Genomic DNA, 20,679 nt, shown 5'->3' with positions numbered 1-20,679 from the left:
CCACGATGCCCCGAACGGGTTACCAGGACGACCTCGACGACCTCCGCGGGGACGTGCTCGCGATGGGACAGCTCGTCCTCGGGCGACTCGACGACGGGCTGGAGGCTTTGCGGACCGGCGACGAGTCGCTCGCCCGCGAGGTCGCCGAAGGTGACGCGACGGTCAACGAGCGCTATCTCGAGCTTGAGAGCCGGTGTATCGACCTGTTCGCGCTCCAGCAGCCGGTCGCCGGTGACCTCCGGTTCGTGGCCGCCTCGTTCAAGATCCTCACCGACCTGGAGCGGATCGCCGACCTCGCCGCGAACCTCGGCCGCTACGCCCTCGCCGGGGACGAGAGCCTGGTGCCGGAGGTCTCCGTCGGGGATATCGGCACGGCGGCCCGTGACCTCGTCGCCCGCAGCCTCGACGCGTACGCCGACCGGGACGCGGCGGCCTGTCGGGCTATCCACGAGGACGACGACACGGTCGACGCGCTGTGTGGGCGCGCATCGGAGGCGGTCGCGCGCGACCTGGTCGAGCGCGAGGCCGCGACCGACGCGTGGGAGCTGGAGCGTCTGCTCGACGACGTGTCTCAACTGCTGCTCACGGTTCGGGACCTCGAACGGGTCGCTGACCACGCCGTCAACATCGCCGCCCGCACCCTCTATATGGTCGAGAGCGACCCGGAGCTGATCTACTGATGGAGCGGCGCAAGGTCCAGCGGGTCGGCGGCGGCACGTACACGGTCTCGCTCCCGAAGGAGTGGGCCAGGCGAGCCGGTATCACCGCCGGGACGACCGTCCACATCGACCCCCGCAGCGAGGACCAGCTGGTTCTCGAGCCGGAAGCGCCCGAGGAGGACGCGACCGCCCGGGTCCAGCTCCCGGTCGCCGGGGAGTCGCCGGTCCGACTCGAACGCGCGGTACGGGCCGCCTACGCGGCGGGGTTCGAGCACCTGACGCTCCGGGCGCCCGATGGCTTCTCGGCCGAGCAGCGCGCGGCCGTCGAGCGGGTCGCCAACACGTTCGTCGGCGTCACGCTCGCAGCGGAGACGGGAACGGAACTCGTCGTGCGGGCGCTGCTCGACCCCGGCGAGGTGTCGGTCCACCAGTCGGTTCGTCAGCTCCGGTTCACGGCGCTCTCGATGCACCGCGACGCGACCGACGCGCTCACCGCGGATGAGGCCCCGTACGTGGCCGACCGCGAGGCCGAAGCCGACCGGCTGTACGCGATGATCGACCGGCATCTCGGGCGCGGGCTCGCCCGGCTCGACGAGGTGGACGCGCTCGGACTGAGCCGGCTGGAACTGTTCGAGCTCCGCACCGTCGCCCGCGAACTGGAGCGGGTCGCCGACGACGCCGAAACCATCGCCGAGGTCGCCGGTGCGGTCGAGTCCTTCCCCGAGTCCGTTCCGGCGAGCGAGTTCCACAGCCTGGCCCGGGAGGCACGGGCCGTGGTCGAGGAGGCGACCGCCGTCGTCGTCGGCGACGCGGCAGTCGAGACGGCGAACGACGCCCTCGAGCGGCGCGAGGAGATCCGGGCGTCGGTGGAGTCGATGGACCGCCGACTGGCAGACGCCGCAGGGAGCTACCGGCCCGGCCGGGTGCTCGACGCGCTCCGCCGGACCGTCGAGAGCGGCGGGAACATCGCCGAGATGGGACTGCGTGCGGGAACGCGGCGGGAGGAACTCGCACCGGCGGGCACCACCGCCAGACCGGAAGGGGGCTGAGCGCGGCCAGGAAGGACGGGCGGTGTGCGGCTCAGTCGTCTGCGGCCGGCGCGGCGAACCCGACGTCGATTTCGCCGTCGTCGAGTTCCTGCTCGACCTCGCGGGCGGCCTGCACCATGTTCTCCATCTTGCCGTACGCGATGTCACGGGGGAGGAGCTTCAGGCCGCAGTCCGGGGAGATGGTCAGGCGCTCCGGCGGGACGATCTCGAAGCCCTTCTTGATGTTCTCCTTGATGACCTCGACCGGTTCGACCTCGGCGGTGTGGGCGTCGACGACGCCGAGCGCGAGGTCCTTCGTGAACTCGGGGTCCTGGAAGACGGGGACCTGCTCGTAGTCGCCGTTGGCGAGTTCGAGGTCGAACTCGTGGACCGGGAACTCGAGTATCTCGGGATAGATGCGCGAGTAGTCGCCGTAGCAGACGTGCAGCCCCAGCCGCACGTCCGCGGGCACGTCGTCGACGATGCGCTCGAGACACTCGCCGACGATGGCGTGGTCGTCCGGCGTCGTCGCGAGTGCCGGCTCGTCGATCTGGATGTAGCGTGCGCCCGCGTCGACGAGCGCCTCGATCTCCTCGTTGACGAGGTCGGCCAGCTCGTAGGCCAGTGTCTCCTCGTCCTCGTAGTGCTCGTTGAACGACCAGTTCGCGAGCGTGTACGGCCCCGTGATGGGGACCTTGACGGGTCGCTGGGCGACGCCGCTGGTGAACTCGAACTCCTCGACCAGCCACTGCTCGCCGTAGGCGACCTCGTCCACGACCGAGGGCTTGTCGAAGTAGTTGTGACCCCACACCTTGACGGGGCCGTTGAACTCGTAGCCGTCGATGCGGTGGGCGAAGTACTCGACCATCTCGTTGCGGCGCATCTCGCCGTCGCAGACGACGTCGAGGCCGGCGCGCTCGTGCTCCTCCGTGATGAGGCGCGCCGCGTCGTCGTGGGCCTCGTGGAGGTGGTCCTCGTCGAAGTCGTACTCCTCGTCGTCGACCAGGTCCTCCGACCGGTTGAGCCACTTGGGCTTCGGGTACGAGCCGACCACGGTCGTCAGGAGGAAGTGGTCGGTCGGGTGGTCGTCGGGGCGGAACTGCTCGCGCACGTCGACCCCACCGTCGGGCGCGGTCGCGGGCACCGCCTCGCGAGCGTCACGTCCGTCACGGTCATCGTCGCCGACCTCGGGCCAGTCGCTCATGCTTCCACCTCCGTCTCGCCCGCGGCGGCACGCGCGAGCACGTCCAGTTTCTCGCGGGCGCGGTTCACGGGCAGGTAGAACAGCTCCGTGTTCGCGGTGAGGTACGTCGTCTCGAACGACTGCGCGGGGACCTGTTCGTTCACCCACTCCACGCGGTCGCGGACGGTTTCGACGGACTCGACGCGCGTGTTCTGGCCGTCGACCAGGCCCAGCGCGATGTCGTCGGTGGTTCCGTACTCCGTGATGTTGTAGAGGTTCGCCTCGTGGTCGCTGACGAAGTCGAAGCCGATGGCGTCGAGGTCGGCGTCCATCAGGTGGGCGTACGCCTTCTCGGGCACGGCACCCCAGTAGGTGTGACAGACGACCTCGGCATCGGTCGCGCCGGCCACGCGGTCGATGGCCGCGCTGGCGCGCTCGTCAGCCCCCTCTTCGGGCGGGTTCTCGACGAGCGAGGGCTCCAGCAGGAACAGCGTCTCCACGCCGGGGAACCCGTCGACCTCGTCGACGAGGAAGTCGGCGACGGCGTCAAGGAACGCTGCCTCGTCGCCGTAGTGTTCGTCCGTGGCGAGGTCGGCCAGCGAGTACGGTCCCGGGAGAACCGCCTGCAGCCCACCAGCGTCAGCCTCCAGCAGCTCGGCCGCCGCGTCGAGCTCGGCCGCCACGTCGCCGCTCGCGGCGAGTTCGTCGGTGACAACCGGCTCGCGGTAGAAGTTGTTGTTGTCGTAGTAGCGGACGATGCCGCGTGTGTCGACGGCGTCGGACACGGCGAGCGGGTGCGCGATGTTGTCGTCCCAGCGACCCTGCCCCTCGACCACGCGGTCGAGCCCGGCCTCGGTCTGCCACTCGAGCTCCTCGGTGCGGACGCGGTCGTACGCCTCGGTCACGTCCTCGCCCTCGGTTCCGTCGATGAGGTCGGACTTCTGGTGCCCTTTCAGGTCCGAGAGCTCCCCCTTCGCCCAGTCGGGCAGCGGGAGAAGCCCCGGTGTCGTCGCGACGAGTTCGGTCATCGGAGACGGATACGGTACCACCCCGAATAATATTTGCTAATCAGATTGATGCTCAGGAGTAATCTGCCGCGGGGGAGGCGCCGCTCACGTGCCGGTCGGCGTGAGTTCGAGTACCACCAGCCGCTCGGACGGGAACTGCTCCTCGGCCGCTTCGTCCGTCATCAGCCCCTCGTTGCGGGCCGTGTTCCGCACCGCGTCGAGTCCGGTGAGCGAGGAGACGAGCAGTAGCGCGCGGCCACCCGGAGCGAGGACGCGCCGGACGGACGCCAGGAACGGGTTCACCACCGCACGGCCGTCCTCGCCCCCGGAGAGCGCCTGCTCCATCCAGTCCCCCCACTCGCGGTCCTCGGGGGTCGGGAGATAGGGCGGGTTGAACAGGACCCAGTCGAAGGTGTCGTCGCGGAACGCCGAGACCATATCCGTTCTGACCACCGCGAGCCCGGCGTCGCCAGCCTGCTGGCACGCATGCGGGTTGAGGTCGGAGGCGACGACCCGGGCGCTGCACGCCTCGGCGACCGTGCGCCCGACGTAGCCCGAGCCCGTCCCGAGGTCGAGCACGAGGTCGTCGCTCTCGATGCGGGCGACCGCCGTCTTCGCGAGCAGGTGCGAGTCCTCGGCCGCGCGGTAGACATCCGGTTCGCCCCGGAGGCTCGCCAGCCGCGGGCGGTCGCCGTCAGTCATGGTCACGGTCCATCGGTTCGACGGGGTCGGACAGCTCCGAGCCGCCCTCCACGCGCTCGATGGCGGCGATGTACTCCCCCTCCGTAGTGCGAGGCTGGAGGGTGCTGTCCCCGTCGTCGATCTCGACGGTCGGGTCGGTCACGGCGCTCATATGCGTGCCCGGACCGTCTTCGTCACCACCGGACTCGACCTCCCGAACCACTGCCTCGGTCTCGCCGGTCTCCCCTGCCCGGACCTCACGACGGTCGTCGGTGAGCCGGAAGCCCCCGGTTTCCTCGCGGGCCATCAGCTCGCGCTGCGGGTAGGGTATCTTCACACCATCCTCCTCGAAAGCGTTCTTGACCCCGTCGATGACGGCGTTCTGTGCGGCCCACTTGCGCTCGATGGTCGGGTCCGGAATCCAGAACCGCAGCGTCAGCACCACCGAGGACGCCCCGAGTTCGTCGATGACGACGTCCGGTGACGGTTCGTCCAGCACCTCGTCGAGGACGTGCATCGTATCGCGGGCCAGTTCCATCGCCCGCGCTATCTCCATGTCGTAGTCGACGCCCACGTCGACCTGGATACGGAGCTTCCCGTTCCGAGAGCGATTGATGATGTTGTTCTTCGTGACCTCGTCGTTCGGGATGACGACGACCTCGTTGTCGAACGTGCGTATCTCCGTGTTGAAGATGGAGATGTCGGTGACGACGCCCTCCTCCTGGTCGATGACGACCCAGTCGTTCACCTCGAACGGGCGCGAGACGAGGAGGACGAACCCGGCGACGATGGCCCCCAGAGTCTGGCGAGCCGCCAGCCCGATGACGAGGCCCGCCGCGCCGGCGCCGATGAGGAGGTTCTGCGGGTTCACCCCGTACAGCGCGAGGACGAACAGCGCCGCGGGCGCGAAGACGAGAATCTGGACGACGTGGTGAGCAACCTCCTTCTGGTGGGCTGTGATGGCGTCGGCCTCCGACCCCCGCCGGATGGCCCGTTTCGTGATACGGGTGACGGTGAACGCCGCCCCGAATGCGGCAGCGGTCACGAGGAACCGAACCCCGTCGGTCGGGCCGAGTCGGACGAAGGTGAAGGCGGTCGTCACCTCGTCGCGCAGCCGCCAGACCACAACCAGCGCGAACGCTACGCCCAGCCCGGTAAGACTGATGGAGAGAGACTGGAGTGCCTCGACGACCTCGTCGTCCCGGATGCGTCGCTTCAGTGGCTGCCCCAGCGCGTAGACGAACGCGGCCGTGAGGAGGAACAGTGCCAGGAGCCCCGCACTGACGAGGTACTGCTCCGTGCGGGAGAGCGTCCACGTCCAGGGGTCGAGCTGCGGTTCGGTCTGAAGCAGTATCCCGGCCGCGTCGACCACCTCCATCACGGTGGGTCGACCTCCGTCACCTCGGTCGCGAGTCTCACCAACTCGGCGAACTCGGACGGTGTCACGTCGCCCGCACGCCGGCTCATCAGCTCCTCGCCGGCCGCGTCGACGACGGCATCGGCGTCCGCGATGCCGCTGATGTGAACCGTGTTCCGGACGGCGTTCCGCATCGTCTTGCGCCGCTGCGTGAAGACACCCCGAACGAGTGCCATGAACGCGGCCTCGTCCACGTCGTAGTCCGGGTCGCGGGGGAGACATCTGACGACGGCGCTCTCGACCGCGGGCTCGGGGTCGAACGCCGTCGGTGGAACGGTCTCGACGACCTCCACGTCGGCGTAGTGGCCCGCGGTCACCGAGAGCCGGCCGTAGTTGTCTGTCCCGGGCTCGGCGGCCATCCGCTCGGCGAACTCGCGCTGGAGCATCAGCACGAGGGGTCTCCCCTCGGGAAGCAACCGGAAACAGAACTCGCTGGACGCCCCGTACGGGAGGTTCGACACGGAGCCGGTGAACGCTGGCAGGTCGCACTCGAGGGCATCCCCCTCGATGACATCGAGTCGTCCCGCGTCGACGGCGTCTGCGAACTCCTCCCGGAGGAAAGCCGCGAGGTCCGGGTCCCGTTCGACCACGGTGACGTGGCCGTCGCTGGCGGCGAGGAGCCGGTCGGTCAGCCCGCCGGTGCCCCCGCCGATCTCGAGAACGTGGTCCGCGGCGTCGGCCGGCAGATAGTCCGGAAGGCGGTCCAACACACGGTCGTCGATGAGGAAGTGCTGGTCCTGGTCCGGGTCCCCGCGGACGCCGGCACGGCGCCGCAGAGCATCCGGGTCCCGTCGTGTCATACGCGCTATCGCCAGTTCGTCGCCGGGGCGATAAAGGGTTGGCGTCACCGACCGGCCGCGTGACTCGGCCTCACTCGCCCCGGTCCCGGGTGGCGAAGATGCGGTACTTCATGTCGTCCTCTCGGATCTCCTCGACGATGCGGTCGATGAGAACCTGCCGGGGGTCGTGAAGGCCGGACACCCGCTCCTCGAGGTCGTCGAACGACTCGAAGGGCTGGCGCTTGCGCAGGTCGAGGACGTTGTTGCGGAGCTTCTTCCCGATGCCCGGGAGCAGGTTGAGCGCGTGGAGACGTGTTGTGATGGCCTGGGCCTCGTTGAAGAAGTCGACGAACCGTCGCTCCTCCTCGTCGACGATCGCCGCGACAGCGTACTCCAGCTCCGACTCCGCGGCCCCCGAGAGTTCGTCGAAACCGACGTGTCCCACGCGACTCACCTCCTCGCCCCGAGGGTCGGTGGCAACCCTGTCACCCACGTTCAGGTCGGTGTCGCCCTCGAAGCGAACGAGATAGAGGTCGAACTCGTCGACACCCAGTGCGTACGCGACGGGGGTGTTGCTCCGCTGCTCGTCCGGCAACCCCGTCGGGAGGTAGTCCAGCACGACCGCCTCACGCGGGTCGTCCTCGTCGGCAACGGCCGACTGCGAATCGTCCGTGTCGCCGGCGTCAGTCATATCCCGAGAGTAGACGGACCCGATATTTAAAATGCCGCCACGCGCGGGAGTCGGTGTCGACGTCCCCTGGCGGTTATCGACCCCCGTGCCTGCTTGCGAACAGGCGGTACCGCTCCCGACCGCCGGACCGTGGTACCGCGCTGGCGGAACCGAGCGCGCGGTGGCGTCCCACCCGCTCGGGTCGGCGGTCCGGCGACGACTCGTCAGGTCACGGGAACGCTGGCCGGGCCCTGGTATTTGAACCTCCGTGAGCGACCCCTCGGTGTCGGCCCAGTCGTACGCTGCCGCTCCGAGCAAATCGGGACAGACGCCGCCCCGGTTTGGTTCCACAGGTGAGCCGTCGTCCGGAGCCCCGATTCCCGAAACGTTCTCCCCGTGGCGAGTGCTGCTGCAACAAGCGAAATCAGGGTAAGTGAGACGCCGGTACATCCGGCCATGGAACGCAGGGAGTACGCCATCCTTGCCGTTATCGCGCTTCTGACGGTTGGAATCGGGGTATTCACGACGAACCAGCCGCTGGGGACGTTCTTCACCGAGAGCCTCCGCCAGTTCGCCACTACCACGGCGGCGATGGCGTGGATAACCTGGTGGGCGCTCGTGGTCGGGTTCGCCATCGCCGGCGGCGTCGAGGCGTGGACCTCCGACGAGCAGGTCGCGGACCTGCTGAACGGCCACGGCGCTCGGGAACTGGGATACGGCTCGCTGTTCGGGTTCGTCTCCTCGTCGTGCTCGTACAGCGCCATCGCCACCGCGAAGAACCTGTTCAAGAAGGGTGGCTCCGCGGCCGCAACCATCGGCGCGTTCATGTTCGCGTCGACGAACCTCGTCATCGAGATCGGCGTCGTCATCGTCCTCCTGCTGGGCTGGCAGTTCCTCGTCGCCGACGTCGTCGGCGGGTTCATGCTCATCGGTCTGCTGGCGTTCGGGTTCGTCTACCTCGTCCCTGACGACCTCATCGAGCAGGCGCGCACGAACGTCACCGACGACGCGGGCGAGACGGCCCAGGACCCCGTCTGCGGGATGGAGGTCGACCCCGAGGAGACCGACTACTCGACGGAGCACGACGGCCGGACCTACTACTTCTGCTCGGAGTCGTGCAGGGAGAGCTTCGACCCGGAGGAGACGAACTCGAGCATCCGCGCGCAGGCCACCTCGCCGGCCGGCTGGAAGGCCCTCGCCGACAAGCAGTGGAAGGAGTGGGGGATGCTCTGGGACGAGATCGCCATCGGCTTCCTCTTCGCCGGTCTCATCGCCGGCTTCATCCCCGAGTCGGTCTGGACGACCATCTTCTCCGGCCCGACGTTCGGCCTCCCGGTGTACGTGTTCTGGACGGCGGTCGTTGGTGCGTTCATCGGCGTGGCCACGTTCGTCTGCTCGGTCGGCAACGTCCCCTTCGCGGCAGTCCTGTTCAGCAACGGGCTCCCGTTCGGGGCTGTCCTCTCGTACATCTACGCCGACCTCATCGTCCCGCCCATCATGGACGCCTACCGCGACTACTACGGCACCACCTTCGCCGCCGTCCTCTCCGGGATGATATTCGTCTCGGCGGTCATCGTCGGGGTCGTCGTCCACTTCCTCTTCCTGGGCGCCGGCCTCATCCCGCCGGCGTCGAGCGTCAAGATTGCAGAGGTCGGCATCGAACTGAACTACAAGCTCGTGCTGAACGTGTTCGCCACGGGCCTGTTCGTCTTCCTCTACTGGCTCCACCGCGAGAGTGGGATGGGCGAGGAGAGCTCCGGGGGGCAGGCGCAGGCGGCGGACTGAGTTAGCTGACCAGTTGCCATCCTCCTCGGCGTTCACTCGTGGAGATAGAAATCCGATTTCGGATTTTTGTACGGTGAGACGTTTTTCAGTTTGGCGATTTTGGCGGGGGTCCGGTCACGAACGATGACGACATCGTAGGCCCCATCTGTCGCAACAGTTGACCCCACGCTACTCAGGGTCGAAACGAGATGACCGGCATTCTCACTACCGAGGAAGACCATCGAGGCGTCCTCTTCTCGTGCCACTTTTCGCAGGCGCTTCGCAATAGAGCCGGATGGAGCATAGCGGTCCACGACTTTATGACGGAAATCGGCACTCGGACATAGGTCGGTCACTTGCTCGTGTAATGTTGCCACAACAGATTCCATAGCGAATTCTTCATCCCGCTTGACCCAGCCACGTTCTCTGGCATAGTCGGTGTTCCCTTTCGGGATTACACTTACAGCCAGCACATCCTCGTCGAATACGTTCCCGAACTCGGTTGCGCGCACAAGCGCTGCTTCAGCGAGGTCAGACCCATCGAACGGAACGAGCAGTGTCATATCCTACCTCCTCCTACGATAGAAAAAGGTGCTCGGGCGCTTGCCCAAACCGTGAGAATCGAGAACAAGTGTAATTCTCAGCGACTGAATCGCCGACTTCGTTCGCCTCCTGACCTAATACGCCCGATGAACCGGAGTTCCCGTGACTTCGGGAGCCTGTATCAAGTATCACTGCTGCTCACCCCGTAACTCTCGGAGAATCCCGACGAAGCCATCTACGGCATACGGCATCTGGTTGACGATTGCGGAGAGCATGCGCGCGAGCGAAGCGAGCGCGCTTCACCGGCCGGAGCGCGCGGAATCCGGACCCGAAAAACGCTCTACCAGGTGCCGTGGAACGTATCGAACGACAGCTCGTCGAGCGGCTTCTCGCCGATGGCGATCTCGTACTCGCCGGGGGTGAGCATCGGCTTCTTGAACTGCGGGCCGTCGTCGGTGGTGATGCGCGGACAGCCCGTGTTGACGAAGGCGTCCATGTCGAAGTTGACCAGCCGGTCCGGCGTGATCTCGTCCATCGTGATGAGGTAGGCGTCGTCGTTGGCCTCGACGATCTCGTTGGCCACGTCCCAGCGACCCTGTCCGATCTTCGTGCAGAAGAGGACGCCGAACGTCTCGGCGTCCATCGCGCGGTGGACGGCACCGTAGCGCTGCTTGAGGAACTTCTCCGTGTCCGCGACCGTCACGACGTTGTTGACGGGGTCCCCGATGACGACCTTCTTCTCGGGGTGCTCCATCGCGAGGCCCAGGGGATGGAACTTCCCACCGCCGACGTAGAGGACCTGTTCGGCGTCGATATCGGCGGAGGCGTAGTTGCAGCCCAGGACCTGTCCCTCGTGGGTGAGGCGGTCGTCGCCCCGGCGCGTGTGGACCGTGAAGCCGCGCTCCTCCAGCCACGCGCGCATCTCGTCGAACTTGTTCATATGCTGGGCCGTCGTCACGAGGCCCACGTCCGGGTCGACATCGGGGTCCGCGAGTTCGTCGAGCGACTCCTCCATGATGGGCGCCACGTCGACGTTCGAGAACAGCGGGACGTAGATGATGGAGTCGGATTCCTTCATCGGAGAGTGACCGAAGTGGACGAACACGTCGGTACGGCGCATCAGGTAGGTGTCGAGGTCGCAGGCGCCGTAGCAGGGCTGCCCAGATATCATCACCCGCACGCCGTCGGGGAGCAGTTCGCGCAGGTCGTCGGCGACGTTCGGCCCCCGGCGTTTCAGGCCCTCGGGGAACTGCAGGCCGACCTTCTCGGCGTCCCGTTCCTCGACGGCCTCCACGATGCGGTCGAGTTCGTAGTCCCACGTGCGCTCGTGCTTGAGCGCCATCCCGGTCCGCGTGAGGTCACCCTCCGTCCGCTCGGGGGCGTCGGCGTCCTGACTCATTGTCCGAGGGTACGCCTCGGCGCGTATAACGTCGGTGTTTCCGCGGGTCCCGAGCCGCCGGCGCTGTCGCCATCGGATTCCGGCGAGGAACCGGACTGTCAGTGCTTAGGTCCAGGATAAGTATCCACGTGGCGACCACAGCTGATGTCAGTGAGCCTCCCAGTATCACTTGCGTCTGGACTCGCTTCGTCGCTTCCGATGATGCCGCTGCTGTTCTCGGGTGATTTCCTCCAGTACGCGCTCGTCTTCTTCGTGCTGGCCATCGTCGCTGGGCTCGTCGGCGCGCGCGGTGTCGCGGGTATCAGTATGGAGATCGCCCGCATCATGGTCGTCATCTTCCTCGTCCTGCTCGTGGTCTCGCTGGTCCTCTGAGCTGTCCGTGTCGAACGACGTCGTGGCGGGTCGCACGTCCCCACCGCACGGACCGTCGCAACGTTCGTGGCAGTCGTCGGGGTGGTATCGGGTATCGGGTATCGGGGACAGCCTCTACGCCTCCACCTCGCAGAGCGTCCAGCTCTACGGCGTCGCTGGGGGCGTGTTGCTCCTGCTGACCTGGATGTACGTCGTCGGGATGGCACTCCCTGTGGGGACCATCCTCAACGTCGTCGTCGCCGAGGAGGACTACGGGGTCGAGGGTCCCGACTGAGGGTGCCGGGACCCGCCACGTCCCGGCGTCCCTCGGCGCGTGCGTTCGGCAGACCTAAATCGTGTCAGTCCCAAGCGCGGCCAATGAGCATCGACTCGAGCGAGGTCGACACGGAGGCGGAACACCCGGCGGCACAGGCGACGGAACTCGCCTCGGAACTCGGCGAGGTCATCACCGAACTGCCAGCCTACCAGGAGTTCATGGAGGCGAAGGAGGCCGTCGAGTCCGACGAGGAGATCCAGGCGCAGGTCCGGGAGTTCGAGCAGCTCCGCGAGGAGTTCATGCTCGCCCGGCAGACCGGCGACGCGACCAACGAGGACCTCCGCGAACTGCAGGAGGCCCAGCAGGAGCTCAACGACATCCCGGAGATGGCCGAGTTCCAGGCCGCACAGAACCGACTCGAACTCTCGCTGCAGGAGCTGAACGAGCTCATCTCCGACCCGCTCGCGGTCGACTTCGGCGGCAAGGCCGGCGGCTGCTGCGAGGACTGACAACCCCCGGCGCCGCACCGGTCTTTTTGCGTGGACCGCACTACCTCCGAGCCATGCGTGACGCACTCCGCAGTGGCGACCCCGTCGTCGGGACCTGGGCCTCGCTCGCCGACCCTGCCGTCGCCGAACTGCTCGCTCCCGATGCCGACTTCGTGATGCTCGATACGGAACACACGCCGAACTCGCTGGAGACGGTGACCGACTGTGCCCGTGCTGTCGACGCCGCGCCGGGCGATGCGCTCCCGCTCGCGCGGGTCCCCTGGAACGACCCCGTTCGCATCAAGCGCGTCCTCGACACCGGCGTCGCGGGCGTGATGGTGCCGATGGTCGAGTCCGCCGACGAGGCCGCGGCCGCGGTTGAGGCCTGTCGCTATCCCCCGGGCGGGATGCGGGGCATCGCGGCCGCGCGGGCCTCCGACTACGGCCGGAACTTCGAGGCGTACGTCGAGACGGCCAACCAGGAGGTCCTCACCATCCTGCAGATCGAGACCGAGGCGGGCGTCGAGAACGCCGCCGATATCGCCGCGGTCGAGGGGGTCGACGCGCTGTTCGTCGGGCCAGCCGACCTGTCGGCCAACCTCGGCGTCTTCGCCGAGTGGTCGAGTCCCGAACTGCGGGAGGCCATCGGCACGGTCCTCGAGGCCGGCGAGACGGCTGGAACGCCGGTGGGGACGCTCGGATCGAGCCCGGACGAGATTCGAACGCTCGGTTCGCTCGGGTTCGGGTTCCTCATCGCCGGGGTGGACACCGCGATGTTGCTCGACGGCGTCGCGGAGGCGGTCGGGGCGGCCCGGGAGACGCTATCGAGCGAGTGAGTGGCCGTCGCGGCGTCCGACCGGCGGCATCCGACCGGGCGGTGCCGGCCCGAGGGAGCCAGCGTCCCGCGCACGCGGAAACCAAAGCCCGTATACCGGTGTCCACGTATTCAGCGGGTAACAATGGTCTCCGTCAGCGTCATCGGCTGTGGGAACATGGGAAGCGCCCTGATCAAAGGACTCTCGCGAGCCGGCGGCTACGACATCGTCGCTGCCGACCTGGATACGGCTGCACTCGCTGCTGTCGAGCAGTACTGCGAGAAGACGACCACGGACCCGTCCGAAGCGACGGACTCGGAGGTCGTGTTCGTCGTCGTCAAGCCCGACATCGTGGGGGCGGTCCTCGAGGACCTCGACCTCTCGGCCGACCAGACGCTGGTCAGCATCGCCGCGGGCGTCTCCACCGACTACGTCGCGGCGCGCACGGACGCGAGGGTGGTCCGGCTGATGCCGAACCTGGCGGCCGAGACGGGTACGATGGCTGCCGCGGTGGTGGGCGCTGACGGGGAGGTCCCGTCGGTCGTCTTCGAGCTGCTGCACGACCTCGGGGACTACGCGGTCATCGACGAGTCGTTGATGGACACCGCCACGGCACTGAACGGCTCCAGCCCGGCATTCGTCTTCTATCTCATCGGCGCGATGCGCGATGCGGCCGTCGAGGAGGGCATGGACGAGGAGGCCGCGGAGACGCTTGCGGCCCAGACATTCAAGGGCGCCGCCGAGACCGTCCTGCGCTCGGACCGGAGCATCGAGGAGCTCATCGACGCCGTCTGCTCGCCGAACGGGACTACCATCGAGGGGATGGATGTCCTCCGCGACAGCGACGTCTACGACGAGGTCGGCGCGGCGGTCGAGGCAGCGGCCCGGCGCTCACGTGAGCTCTCGGCGGAGGTCGGCGATGAGTGAGCGGGGGCAGCCGGGCGAGTACGAGGCCGACGGCGAGGTGACCGCCGAGGAGGTCGACCGGACCCGGCAGCTGGCGGCCGACGCCGAGCGCGTCCTCGTGAAGGCCGGGACGAACTCGCTCACCGACGAGTCGTCGAACCTCGACAACACGAAGCTGGACAAGCTCGTCGACGACATCGAGGACCTCCTCTCGCACGGGAAGGAGGTCATCCTCGTCTCGTCGGGCGCCGTCGGCGCCGGCATCGGCCGGGTCGGTCTCGATCACTCGGACCGCACGGTCGAGGAGGCACAGGCCCTCTCGACAGTCGGGCAGAGTCACCTGATGCACCGGTACACGGCGAGCTTTGCGCGCCACGACCGGAAGATCGCACAGATTCTCCTCACCGAGCACGACCTCGAGAACCCCGAGCGGTTCACCAACTTCCACAACACCATCGAGACGCTGCTTTCCTGGGGCGTCGTGCCCATCATCAACGAGAACGACGCCGTCGCGACCGAGGAACTGCAGATCGGCGACAACGACATGATCTCGGCCTCCATCGCCATCGGCGTCGACGTCGACCTGCTGGTGACCCTGACCGACGTGGACGGGGTCTACACCGGGAATCCGAAGCACGACCCAGGGGCCGAGCGCATCGTGGCGGTCGGGCGCAACTACGCCGCCGTCGAGGGGCTCGTCTCCGGAACCGCCGACGCGGAGTTCGGCGGCATCCGCACCAAGGTCGAGGGCGCCCGCGACGTGAGCGAGCACGGCATCCCCGCCATCATCGCCGGCTCCGCGGAGCCCGCGGTCCTCGACAGAATCGCTAACGCCAAACCCGTCGGAACGATATTCGTCCCCGTGAACAGGGTCACCGATGACTGAGAACACCACCGCCGAGACCACCGACGACCGGACGACGGCCGAGAAGGTCGCACGGGCCGAGCGCGCAGCGCTCGAACTGGCCACGCTGTCGGACGAGGCCCGCAGCGAGGCGCTGCAGGACATCGCAGACGCCATCGACGCGAACCGGGACCGCATCCTCGAGGCCAACGAGCGCGACGTGGCCGAGGCAGAGACGCTGCTCGAACAGGGCGAGTACACGCAGGCCCTGGTCGACCGGCTGAAGCTCTCGGACAGCAAGCTCGACAGCATCATCGAGATGGTGCGCAGCGTCGCCGGGCAGGAGGACCCCCTCGGCCGGACGCTCAGCGCCCGCCACCTCGACGACGACCTCGACCTCTACAAGGTGAGCGTCCCCATCGGCGTGGTCGCGGCCGTCTTCGAGTCGCGCCCGGACGCCCTGGTCCAGATCGCCTCGCTCGGCCTGAAGTCAGGCAACGCGGTCATCCTGAAGGGCGGGAGCGAGGCGCTCCACTCCAACCGCGTCCTCTACGAGTGCATCGTCGAGGCGACCAGCGACGTGCCCGACGGCTGGGCGGCCAACATCGAGGCCCGCGAGGACGTCGACGAGGTGCTCGGGATGGACGAGTCCGTCGACCTCCTGATGCCGCGAGGCTCCTCGGCGTTCGTCCAGTACATCCAGGATAACACCTCCATCCCCGTCCTCGGGCACACGGAGGGTGTCTGTCACGTCTTCGTCGACTGCGAGGCCGACCTCGCCATGGCCGAAGAGGTCGCGCTCGACGCGAAGGTGCAGTACCCCGCGGTCTGCAACGCCGTCGAGACGCTGCTGGTCCATCAGGACGTGGCCGCGGAGTTCCTGCCGGACATGGTCGAGACGTACCGCGACCACGACGTGACCCTGCGCGGCTGCGAGCGCACGCGCGAACACGTCGATGTCGGAGAGGCCACGGAGGAGCACTGGGGCCAGGAGTACGGCGACCTCGAACTCGACATCAGGGTGGTCGATTCCCTGACCGCGGCCGTCGGGCACGTCACCGAATACGGCTCGAAGCACACCGAGTCGGTCCTGACCGAGGACGCCGACCGCGCCGCCCGGTTCATGCGCGGGGTCGACTCCTCGAGCGTCTTCCACAACGCCTCCACCCGCTTCGCCGACGGCTTCCGCTACGGACTCGGCGCAGAGGTCGGCATCAGCACCGGCAAAACCCACGCCCGCGGTCCCGTCGGCCTGGAGGGCCTGACCACCTACAAGTGGTATCTGGAAGGCGACGGCCAACTCGTCGGCACGTACGCCGGCGACGATGCGAAACCCTTCCGCCACGAGGACTTCGACGGCGAGTGGAACCCCGGACACCGGTCCGGAGAGTAACGCCGACCCGTCCCGGCCCGGACTTCGATATCGGGCCATACGGTTTACGTGTCGGGCCTCGGATTCACGGGTCGATGCGGCAGCCGCAAATTCCCGGATGACGAGTCCCCTTCGAGACGAGAACGTCCCATAGATACGTCATCTGGGCGTTCCGTGGGCCCCATTATCGATTATCAGCCGCTTCGCCCCTCCGGAGGAGCCGTGCGAGCAGCCCCAGGTAGGTCAGGATTCCCCATACCCCGGCGACCAGGAGTCGGGGACGACGACGGGCCAGCATCCCACCCATGACCACCGCGAGGGCGCTCCCCAGATTGACGGCCGGGCGTTCCCACACAGACAGCAACCGGTGCGGACACCGGAGGAAGGCCCACTCCACGGCGAGCGCGGTCCCGACACCGGCCAAGGCCGCGCCGGGGTCGCGCAGCCGCCGGCGGCGGTCGTGCTCGAGCGGGAGCGCCAGCCCGACCAGAGCAAGGAGCGCCAGCAGGCCGTCGCGGTGGCGCGGGTCCATACGGGCGCTGGTGCCGGCTCCCGGGTAGGCCTTGCCCCGAGGAGGAACGTTCAACCCGCGTGCGCATCCAGCCCCGTACACGCATGTGCGCACACGAACTCGGCACCTCCGACTGGAGCGACTGGCTCCCACGCGAGGTGGCCGATGCCGAACCCGAAGGCGTCGACATCTGGTATCTGGGCTGCAACGGGTTCGTCCTGAAGGCCTCCTGTGGCGCCACGGTACTTGTCGACCCGTACTGCGGGCTGGGCGACCCGCCACGTACCGTGCGGATGGTGCCGGTACCGTTCGACCCGGAGACGTTCGGTGACCTCGTCGAACCGGACGCGGTTCTCGCCACGCACGAGCACTCCGACCACGTCCACGAGGAGACACAGGCCCCGCTGGTGGCGAGCGGCGCCGACTACGTCGCCCCGGACGACTCCGTCGCGGTCGTCGAGGAGGAGAGCTGGACCGACCGTGAGGGTGTCGAAACGGCCGATATCGACGAGGTCGTGGAGGGCGACACGCTGTCGGTCGGCTCGCTGCGTATCCACGTCGAACCGGCTCACGACCCGGACGCGACCCACCCGGTCTCCTACGTCGTCGAGCACGAGTCGGGGACGTTCTTCCACGGCGGCGACGCCCGCCCGAGCGACGCGTTCGTCGACGTGGGGGAGCGCTACGACATCGACCTGGGGGTGCTGGCGTTCGGCTCCTCGGGGATGCTGCTGGACAAGGAGACCCGTGAGCCCGTCTACAAACGGTGGTACTCCTCGCCCAACGAGGTGGCCGAGGCGGCCGCCCAGCTCGAACTCGACCGGCTGCTTCCGTCGCACTGGGATATATGGAAGGGACTGACAGCGGACCCGCGGAGCGTCCGCGACCACACGCGGTCGTTCACCCACCCGCGGACCGTCGAGGTCGTCGAAATCGGCGACCGGGTGTCGCTCTGAGCCGGCACGGCCCGGACACGCTGGTCAGGTGAGCGACCTCGGGTTTCAGGGTACCTTTATGGGACTGAGGTTGCAGGTTCATAGCACAGCATGAGCAACGCCGATTCAGAGGAGGTGAGCGTAGTCGTCGAACGAGGAGGGATCACCGTCGAGAAGTCCTTCGAACCCGACGACTTCCCCGTCCCCGCCATCGCCTTCGTCATCCACTCCGACCGCGAGGAGGCCACGGACGTCCGGATCGTGGACGACGTACCGGACGACGTTCCGGCACAGGACATCGGGTTCCACCCCAAGTACGGGGCCGACTTCTGGCGCGTCGAGGACGAGCAGATCGTCTTCGAGCGCGAGTTCGAGGCTGGCGAGGAGTACACGACCGTCTACGGCCTCCGTGCGAAGGACACGGACGATATCGAGCGGTTCCTCACGGAGCCCGCCATCGAGGGTGTCGAGGGGGAGGAGAGCGTCAGCGACATCATCGGCGGCGAGGAGGAGGATGAAACCGACTCCGAGGCCGAGGACGACATCGGCGAGGAGGCGGCGGACGAGGAGCCCGATACCTCGATAGACCTGGACGACCCGCTCGATGCCGATACCGAGGGAGCCGAAGCCGAGGGCGACACCGACGAGGCGGACACTGACGCGCCGTCGCCGGCCGAGGCGTCGGCCGACGACCTCGAATCCGCCATCGCCAACGTCGACGAAGCCGACACCGAAGCCGAGGACGAGGAGACGGAGGGGGAGAGCGAGGCCGCCGTCGACGAGTCCACAGCGGCCCGGACTGCCGAGGCCGAACACGGGAACGGCACCGCCGAGGCCGTCGCCGTCGACGATGTCGCCGCGACGCTCGCAGCCGAGATTCGGTCGGGAGACGTGGCCGAGGAGGACCTCGAGACGCTCAGCGAGGCCCTCGGTACCGACATCGAGGCGATGAGTGCCGAGGCCGAACTCCCGGGGCACGTCGAGGCGAAACTCGACAAACTGCAGTCCGATGTCGACGAGGTCGTCGCGTACACGGGCGCTCTCGAGGAGTTCCTCGACGACACCGGCACGGCCGACGACCTCCTGGCCATGCGCGAGCGGTTCGACGACGTGGAGGGGAGCCTCGAACGGCTCGAAGGCACGGTGTCGGCCGTCGAGAGCGACGTGACAGCGGTCGACGAGCGGGTCGACAGCATCGACGACCGCGTCGGGTCGATGGCCGAGACCACGGAGTCGCTGGACGGACGCATCGGGACCATCGAGGACGACCTCGCGTCCCTCCGGACCGACCTCGAGACGATGCAGGACGAACTCGGCGAGGACCTCTCCGACCGCGTCGCCGACGTCGAGGCCGAGCTGGAGGAGATGGAGGACGACATCGAGACGCTGGACAACCTTCGACAGGCGCTGGCCGGGAACTGAACCGGACGGCTTTTCTCCTGCAGTTCCGATTGCCCGCTAATGACGACCGTCCAGGTCGCCGTGCCACGGAAGGGTCGCCCGCTGGAGGCAGTGCTGGAACGGGTGGCCGACCATGGGGAGTCGACAGGCTCCGTGGACGTGACCGACCGTGTCGACGAGGTCATCTCCACCCTCCGGCTGGAGAAGGCCGTCACGAAGGGAGAGCGAACACTCGACCGGTCCGTGTACGAGCGGCTTGCGGACTACTCCGACCCCGACGACCGATACGCCCCCGAGTACACCCTGCTCCGTGACGCCCGCGACGGATTTCCTCGCCGCATCGTGTTCGATTCGCTACTGGTGCCGACACCGGCCGGTGAGGTACAGCTCGTCGGGCGCGAGGAGCCGTTTCGCGCCCTCCGGAAGCACGAGTTCGCACTGGGCTTCGACTCGGCCGACCTCGTGCTGGAGGAGGTCGTCGGGCTGCGCCCGGACCCGCTGACCTCGCTGGCGGACGTGAACCAGCGCATCGACCCGAGGGACACGGACGTCCGCGTCACCGGGGGCCTCGGCGATACGGTCTATCACACGCTGCTGGCCTCGCCCGAGGTCCGGGGCGACGGCGGGACCCCGCTGGACCGCTCGTTCGTCGCCGACTACGAGGGCGACCTCTGCATCTCGCCGCGGTACGAGCGCCTCGTCGAGGCCGTGCTCGGGAGCGACGCGCTGGACGGCATCGAGTTCACCTATACGGACCCCGAGCGGGAGGAGGAGGCCGCCATCGCCGACACCGGGCTGGGGGTCTATCTCACCGTGACGGGCTCGACAGCCCGGGAACACGGATTGTTGCTGGGCGAGCAGCTGTTCCCTTCGGAGACGGTCCTGCTGGAGAACGTCGCCGAGCTGGACGACGGGGCCCAGGCACTGGCGGACCTGCTCATCGACGAGTCCGAGACGGAACTGGTCGCCCCGGCGACCTGAGCTGTCCTTCAGTCGGGGGCGATACCGGTCAGGACCTTCTCCTCCGCCTTCCGGAGATGCTCCCCGACGGTCGTCTTCGTGCAGCCCAGCTCCCCGGCCAGGTCCTCGTAGGTCGCTCGCCGCGGCTGTTCGTAGTAGCCCATCTCGAGTGCTGTGAGGAGGATCTCCTGCTGTCGGTCGGTGAGCTCCGCGAACAGACGCTGCTGCTCGGGCCGGTACTCACCGGTGCGTTCGACGGTGTGCTGCACTGACTCGGGAATCGCCGCGATAGCCTGCCGGATGTCCGCCTCGTCGCCGACGAGGGTGAGCCTGATGCCGCCGTCACGGGTGAACTCGAGCGGTGTATCGACCACGACGCCGAGCTCGCGTGGGATCCGCAACAGGCCGTCGACGGTCGGGCTCGGGTCGTGGTGCGCGTAGACGAGGACGTTCCCCGCCACCTCGGAGAGTTCCGACCCCTTGGCATCGAAATGCTCGGCCAGCAGGTCGTGGATGGTGTCGTGGTCGCCCGACAGCTCGTACAGCATCACGACGCTGCCGTCGTCCATCGGCTCCAGCTGGTGGATGGCCTCGCGCGTGACCCGCTGGTCGGCGGCGGCCGCCCGGCCGAACCGGGACCAGCCCTCGTCCGGGTTCACCACCAGTTCCACGAACCGCATGGGTCGTGG

Annotated in this window: 23 protein-coding genes; 13 read left to right on the top strand and 10 right to left on the bottom strand. The window is 67.8% G+C overall.

Going from position 1 to position 20,679, the window contains the following annotated elements; translation table 11 throughout:
* Positions 1-5: 5 nt before the first annotated feature.
* Positions 6-680 carry a phosphate signaling complex protein PhoU gene (phoU, locus tag NL115_RS17965; RefSeq protein ID WP_254830696.1) on the top strand — a complete coding sequence of 225 codons (675 nt, stop codon included), beginning with the start codon at positions 6-8 and terminating at the stop codon, positions 678-680.
* A complete protein-coding gene (locus NL115_RS17960) occupies positions 680-1,708 on the top strand; it encodes a phosphate signaling complex PhoU family protein (protein WP_254830695.1) in 1,029 nt (342 codons plus the stop codon). The genes phoU and NL115_RS17960 overlap by 1 nt, the downstream gene beginning before the upstream one ends.
* A 31-nt stretch (positions 1,709-1,739) precedes the next feature.
* Here the strand turns inward: NL115_RS17960 and NL115_RS17955 are convergent, their stop codons facing one another.
* From NL115_RS17955 to NL115_RS17930, 6 genes are all read right to left on the bottom strand, one after another.
* The gene (locus tag NL115_RS17955) at positions 1,740-2,891 is read right to left on the bottom strand and encodes a methionine synthase (RefSeq protein WP_254830694.1); all 1,152 of its coding nucleotides are present in this window, start codon (positions 2,889-2,891) and stop codon (positions 1,740-1,742) included.
* Positions 2,888-3,898: a 5-methyltetrahydropteroyltriglutamate--homocysteine methyltransferase gene (locus NL115_RS17950; RefSeq protein ID WP_254830693.1), complete on the bottom strand. Its 1,011-nt coding sequence runs from the start codon at positions 3,896-3,898 to the stop codon at positions 2,888-2,890. The genes NL115_RS17955 and NL115_RS17950 overlap by 4 nt, the downstream gene beginning before the upstream one ends.
* Positions 3,899-3,982: 84 nt before the next feature.
* Positions 3,983-4,579 (bottom strand): HemK2/MTQ2 family protein methyltransferase, encoded by a 597-nt coding sequence (locus tag NL115_RS17945; RefSeq protein WP_254830692.1) that lies wholly within the window; start codon positions 4,577-4,579, stop codon positions 3,983-3,985.
* The gene (locus NL115_RS17940; RefSeq protein ID WP_254830691.1) at positions 4,572-5,936 is read right to left on the bottom strand and encodes a mechanosensitive ion channel family protein; all 1,365 of its coding nucleotides are present in this window, start codon (positions 5,934-5,936) and stop codon (positions 4,572-4,574) included. The genes NL115_RS17945 and NL115_RS17940 overlap by 8 nt, the downstream gene beginning before the upstream one ends.
* Positions 5,936-6,775: a 16S ribosomal RNA methyltransferase A gene (locus NL115_RS17935; RefSeq protein WP_254830690.1), complete on the bottom strand. Its 840-nt coding sequence runs from the start codon at positions 6,773-6,775 to the stop codon at positions 5,936-5,938. Before NL115_RS17935 ends, NL115_RS17940 begins: the two co-directional genes overlap by 1 nt.
* A 70-nt stretch (positions 6,776-6,845) precedes the next feature.
* Positions 6,846-7,445, bottom strand: coding sequence for a DUF655 domain-containing protein (locus NL115_RS17930; protein ID WP_254830689.1), 600 nt, complete (start codon positions 7,443-7,445; stop codon positions 6,846-6,848).
* 435 nt (positions 7,446-7,880) lie between these two features.
* On the opposite strand from NL115_RS17930, the gene NL115_RS17925 reads away from it, so the two are divergent.
* The gene (locus NL115_RS17925) at positions 7,881-9,209 is read left to right on the top strand and encodes a permease (RefSeq protein WP_254830688.1); all 1,329 of its coding nucleotides are present in this window, start codon (positions 7,881-7,883) and stop codon (positions 9,207-9,209) included.
* Positions 9,210-9,241: 32 nt separating this feature from the next.
* Here the strand turns inward: NL115_RS17925 and NL115_RS17920 are convergent, their stop codons facing one another.
* Both NL115_RS17920 and dph2 read right to left on the bottom strand, forming a co-directional pair.
* A complete protein-coding gene (locus NL115_RS17920) occupies positions 9,242-9,751 on the bottom strand; it encodes a universal stress protein (RefSeq protein ID WP_254830687.1) in 510 nt (169 codons plus the stop codon).
* A gap of 320 nt (positions 9,752-10,071) precedes the next feature.
* Positions 10,072-11,130, bottom strand: a complete 1,059-nt coding sequence (dph2, locus tag NL115_RS17915; protein ID WP_254830686.1) for a diphthamide biosynthesis enzyme Dph2 — start codon at positions 11,128-11,130, stop codon at positions 10,072-10,074.
* Between the two features lie 198 nt (positions 11,131-11,328).
* On the opposite strand from dph2, the gene NL115_RS17910 reads away from it, so the two are divergent.
* The 7 genes from NL115_RS17910 to NL115_RS17880 all read left to right on the top strand — a co-directional run bounded on the left by NL115_RS17910 (position 11,329) and on the right by NL115_RS17880 (position 16,204).
* A complete protein-coding gene (locus NL115_RS17910) occupies positions 11,329-11,502 on the top strand; it encodes a DUF1328 family protein (RefSeq protein ID WP_254830685.1) in 174 nt (57 codons plus the stop codon).
* Positions 11,503-11,509: 7 nt separating this feature from the next.
* Positions 11,510-11,776, top strand: coding sequence for a YihY/virulence factor BrkB family protein (locus NL115_RS17905; protein ID WP_254830684.1), 267 nt, complete (start codon positions 11,510-11,512; stop codon positions 11,774-11,776).
* Positions 11,777-11,859: 83 nt separating this feature from the next.
* Positions 11,860-12,267: a YlbF/YmcA family competence regulator gene (locus tag NL115_RS17900; RefSeq protein WP_254830683.1), complete on the top strand. Its 408-nt coding sequence runs from the start codon at positions 11,860-11,862 to the stop codon at positions 12,265-12,267.
* Between the two features lie 53 nt (positions 12,268-12,320).
* Positions 12,321-13,082: an HpcH/HpaI aldolase family protein gene (locus NL115_RS17895; RefSeq protein ID WP_254830682.1), complete on the top strand. Its 762-nt coding sequence runs from the start codon at positions 12,321-12,323 to the stop codon at positions 13,080-13,082.
* A gap of 123 nt (positions 13,083-13,205) precedes the next feature.
* The gene (gene proC / locus NL115_RS17890) at positions 13,206-13,988 is read left to right on the top strand and encodes a pyrroline-5-carboxylate reductase (protein WP_254830681.1); all 783 of its coding nucleotides are present in this window, start codon (positions 13,206-13,208) and stop codon (positions 13,986-13,988) included.
* Entirely contained in the window at positions 13,981-14,853 is an 873-nt protein-coding gene (gene proB / locus NL115_RS17885) for a glutamate 5-kinase (RefSeq protein ID WP_254830680.1), read from the top strand. Before proC ends, proB begins: the two co-directional genes overlap by 8 nt.
* Positions 14,846-16,204, top strand: a complete 1,359-nt coding sequence (locus NL115_RS17880; protein WP_254830679.1) for a glutamate-5-semialdehyde dehydrogenase — start codon at positions 14,846-14,848, stop codon at positions 16,202-16,204. The genes proB and NL115_RS17880 overlap by 8 nt, the downstream gene beginning before the upstream one ends.
* Positions 16,205-16,367: 163 nt before the next feature.
* On the opposite strand, the gene NL115_RS17875 is transcribed toward NL115_RS17880, so the two are convergent.
* Positions 16,368-16,715: a hypothetical protein gene (locus tag NL115_RS17875; RefSeq protein ID WP_254830678.1), complete on the bottom strand. Its 348-nt coding sequence runs from the start codon at positions 16,713-16,715 to the stop codon at positions 16,368-16,370.
* A gap of 83 nt (positions 16,716-16,798) precedes the next feature.
* On the opposite strand from NL115_RS17875, the gene NL115_RS17870 reads away from it, so the two are divergent.
* The 3 genes from NL115_RS17870 to NL115_RS17860 all read left to right on the top strand — a co-directional run bounded on the left by NL115_RS17870 (position 16,799) and on the right by NL115_RS17860 (position 20,011).
* On the top strand, positions 16,799-17,650 hold the full coding sequence (locus NL115_RS17870; protein ID WP_254830677.1) for an MBL fold metallo-hydrolase: 852 nt from the start codon (positions 16,799-16,801) through the stop codon (positions 17,648-17,650).
* A gap of 90 nt (positions 17,651-17,740) precedes the next feature.
* Positions 17,741-19,051 carry a hypothetical protein gene (locus tag NL115_RS17865; protein ID WP_254830676.1) on the top strand — a complete coding sequence of 437 codons (1,311 nt, stop codon included), beginning with the start codon at positions 17,741-17,743 and terminating at the stop codon, positions 19,049-19,051.
* Positions 19,052-19,090: 39 nt separating this feature from the next.
* Entirely contained in the window at positions 19,091-20,011 is a 921-nt protein-coding gene (locus NL115_RS17860) for a phosphoribosyltransferase HisG-related protein (protein WP_254830675.1), read from the top strand.
* A gap of 8 nt (positions 20,012-20,019) precedes the next feature.
* Here the strand turns inward: NL115_RS17860 and NL115_RS17855 are convergent, their stop codons facing one another.
* On the bottom strand, positions 20,020-20,670 hold the full coding sequence (locus NL115_RS17855; protein WP_254830674.1) for a helix-turn-helix domain-containing protein: 651 nt from the start codon (positions 20,668-20,670) through the stop codon (positions 20,020-20,022).
* Positions 20,671-20,679 lie beyond the last annotated feature (9 nt).

The sequence above is a fragment of the Haloglomus salinum genome (assembly GCF_024298825.1).
Classification (GTDB): domain Archaea; phylum Halobacteriota; class Halobacteria; order Halobacteriales; family Haloarculaceae; genus Haloglomus; species Haloglomus salinum.
This window is presented reverse-complemented; position numbering and strand designations above follow the sequence as displayed.

Bases quoted from the DNA above. Each gene is read 5' to 3' on its own strand.
- NL115_RS17895 (WP_254830682.1), top strand. From the start codon at position 12,321: ATGCGTGACGCACTCCGCAGTGGCGACCCCGTCGTCGGGACCTGGGCC.
- NL115_RS17945 (WP_254830692.1), bottom strand. From the start codon at position 4,579: ATGACTGACGGCGACCGCCCGCGGCTGGCGAGCCTCCGGGGCGAACCG.
- NL115_RS17900 (WP_254830683.1), top strand. From the start codon at position 11,860: ATGAGCATCGACTCGAGCGAGGTCGACACGGAGGCGGAACACCCGGCG.
- NL115_RS17855 (WP_254830674.1), bottom strand. From the start codon at position 20,670: ATGCGGTTCGTGGAACTGGTGGTGAACCCGGACGAGGGCTGGTCCCGG.
- NL115_RS17930 (WP_254830689.1), bottom strand. From the start codon at position 7,445: ATGACTGACGCCGGCGACACGGACGATTCGCAGTCGGCCGTTGCCGAC.
- NL115_RS17925 (WP_254830688.1), top strand. From the start codon at position 7,881: ATGGAACGCAGGGAGTACGCCATCCTTGCCGTTATCGCGCTTCTGACG.
- NL115_RS17955 (WP_254830694.1), bottom strand. From the start codon at position 2,891: ATGAGCGACTGGCCCGAGGTCGGCGACGATGACCGTGACGGACGTGAC.
- NL115_RS17910 (WP_254830685.1), top strand. From the start codon at position 11,329: ATGATGCCGCTGCTGTTCTCGGGTGATTTCCTCCAGTACGCGCTCGTC.
- NL115_RS17865 (WP_254830676.1), top strand. From the start codon at position 17,741: ATGAGCAACGCCGATTCAGAGGAGGTGAGCGTAGTCGTCGAACGAGGA.
- NL115_RS17920 (WP_254830687.1), bottom strand. From the start codon at position 9,751: ATGACACTGCTCGTTCCGTTCGATGGGTCTGACCTCGCTGAAGCAGCG.
- dph2 (WP_254830686.1), bottom strand. From the start codon at position 11,130: ATGAGTCAGGACGCCGACGCCCCCGAGCGGACGGAGGGTGACCTCACG.
- NL115_RS17860 (WP_254830675.1), top strand. From the start codon at position 19,091: ATGACGACCGTCCAGGTCGCCGTGCCACGGAAGGGTCGCCCGCTGGAG.
- NL115_RS17935 (WP_254830690.1), bottom strand. From the start codon at position 6,775: ATGACACGACGGGACCCGGATGCTCTGCGGCGCCGTGCCGGCGTCCGC.
- NL115_RS17875 (WP_254830678.1), bottom strand. From the start codon at position 16,715: ATGGACCCGCGCCACCGCGACGGCCTGCTGGCGCTCCTTGCTCTGGTC.
- proB (WP_254830680.1), top strand. From the start codon at position 13,981: ATGAGTGAGCGGGGGCAGCCGGGCGAGTACGAGGCCGACGGCGAGGTG.
- NL115_RS17940 (WP_254830691.1), bottom strand. From the start codon at position 5,936: ATGGAGGTGGTCGACGCGGCCGGGATACTGCTTCAGACCGAACCGCAG.
- NL115_RS17880 (WP_254830679.1), top strand. From the start codon at position 14,846: ATGACTGAGAACACCACCGCCGAGACCACCGACGACCGGACGACGGCC.
- NL115_RS17950 (WP_254830693.1), bottom strand. From the start codon at position 3,898: ATGACCGAACTCGTCGCGACGACACCGGGGCTTCTCCCGCTGCCCGAC.
- NL115_RS17870 (WP_254830677.1), top strand. From the start codon at position 16,799: ATGTGCGCACACGAACTCGGCACCTCCGACTGGAGCGACTGGCTCCCA.
- proC (WP_254830681.1), top strand. From the start codon at position 13,206: ATGGTCTCCGTCAGCGTCATCGGCTGTGGGAACATGGGAAGCGCCCTG.
- phoU (WP_254830696.1), top strand. From the start codon at position 6: ATGCCCCGAACGGGTTACCAGGACGACCTCGACGACCTCCGCGGGGAC.
- NL115_RS17960 (WP_254830695.1), top strand. From the start codon at position 680: ATGGAGCGGCGCAAGGTCCAGCGGGTCGGCGGCGGCACGTACACGGTC.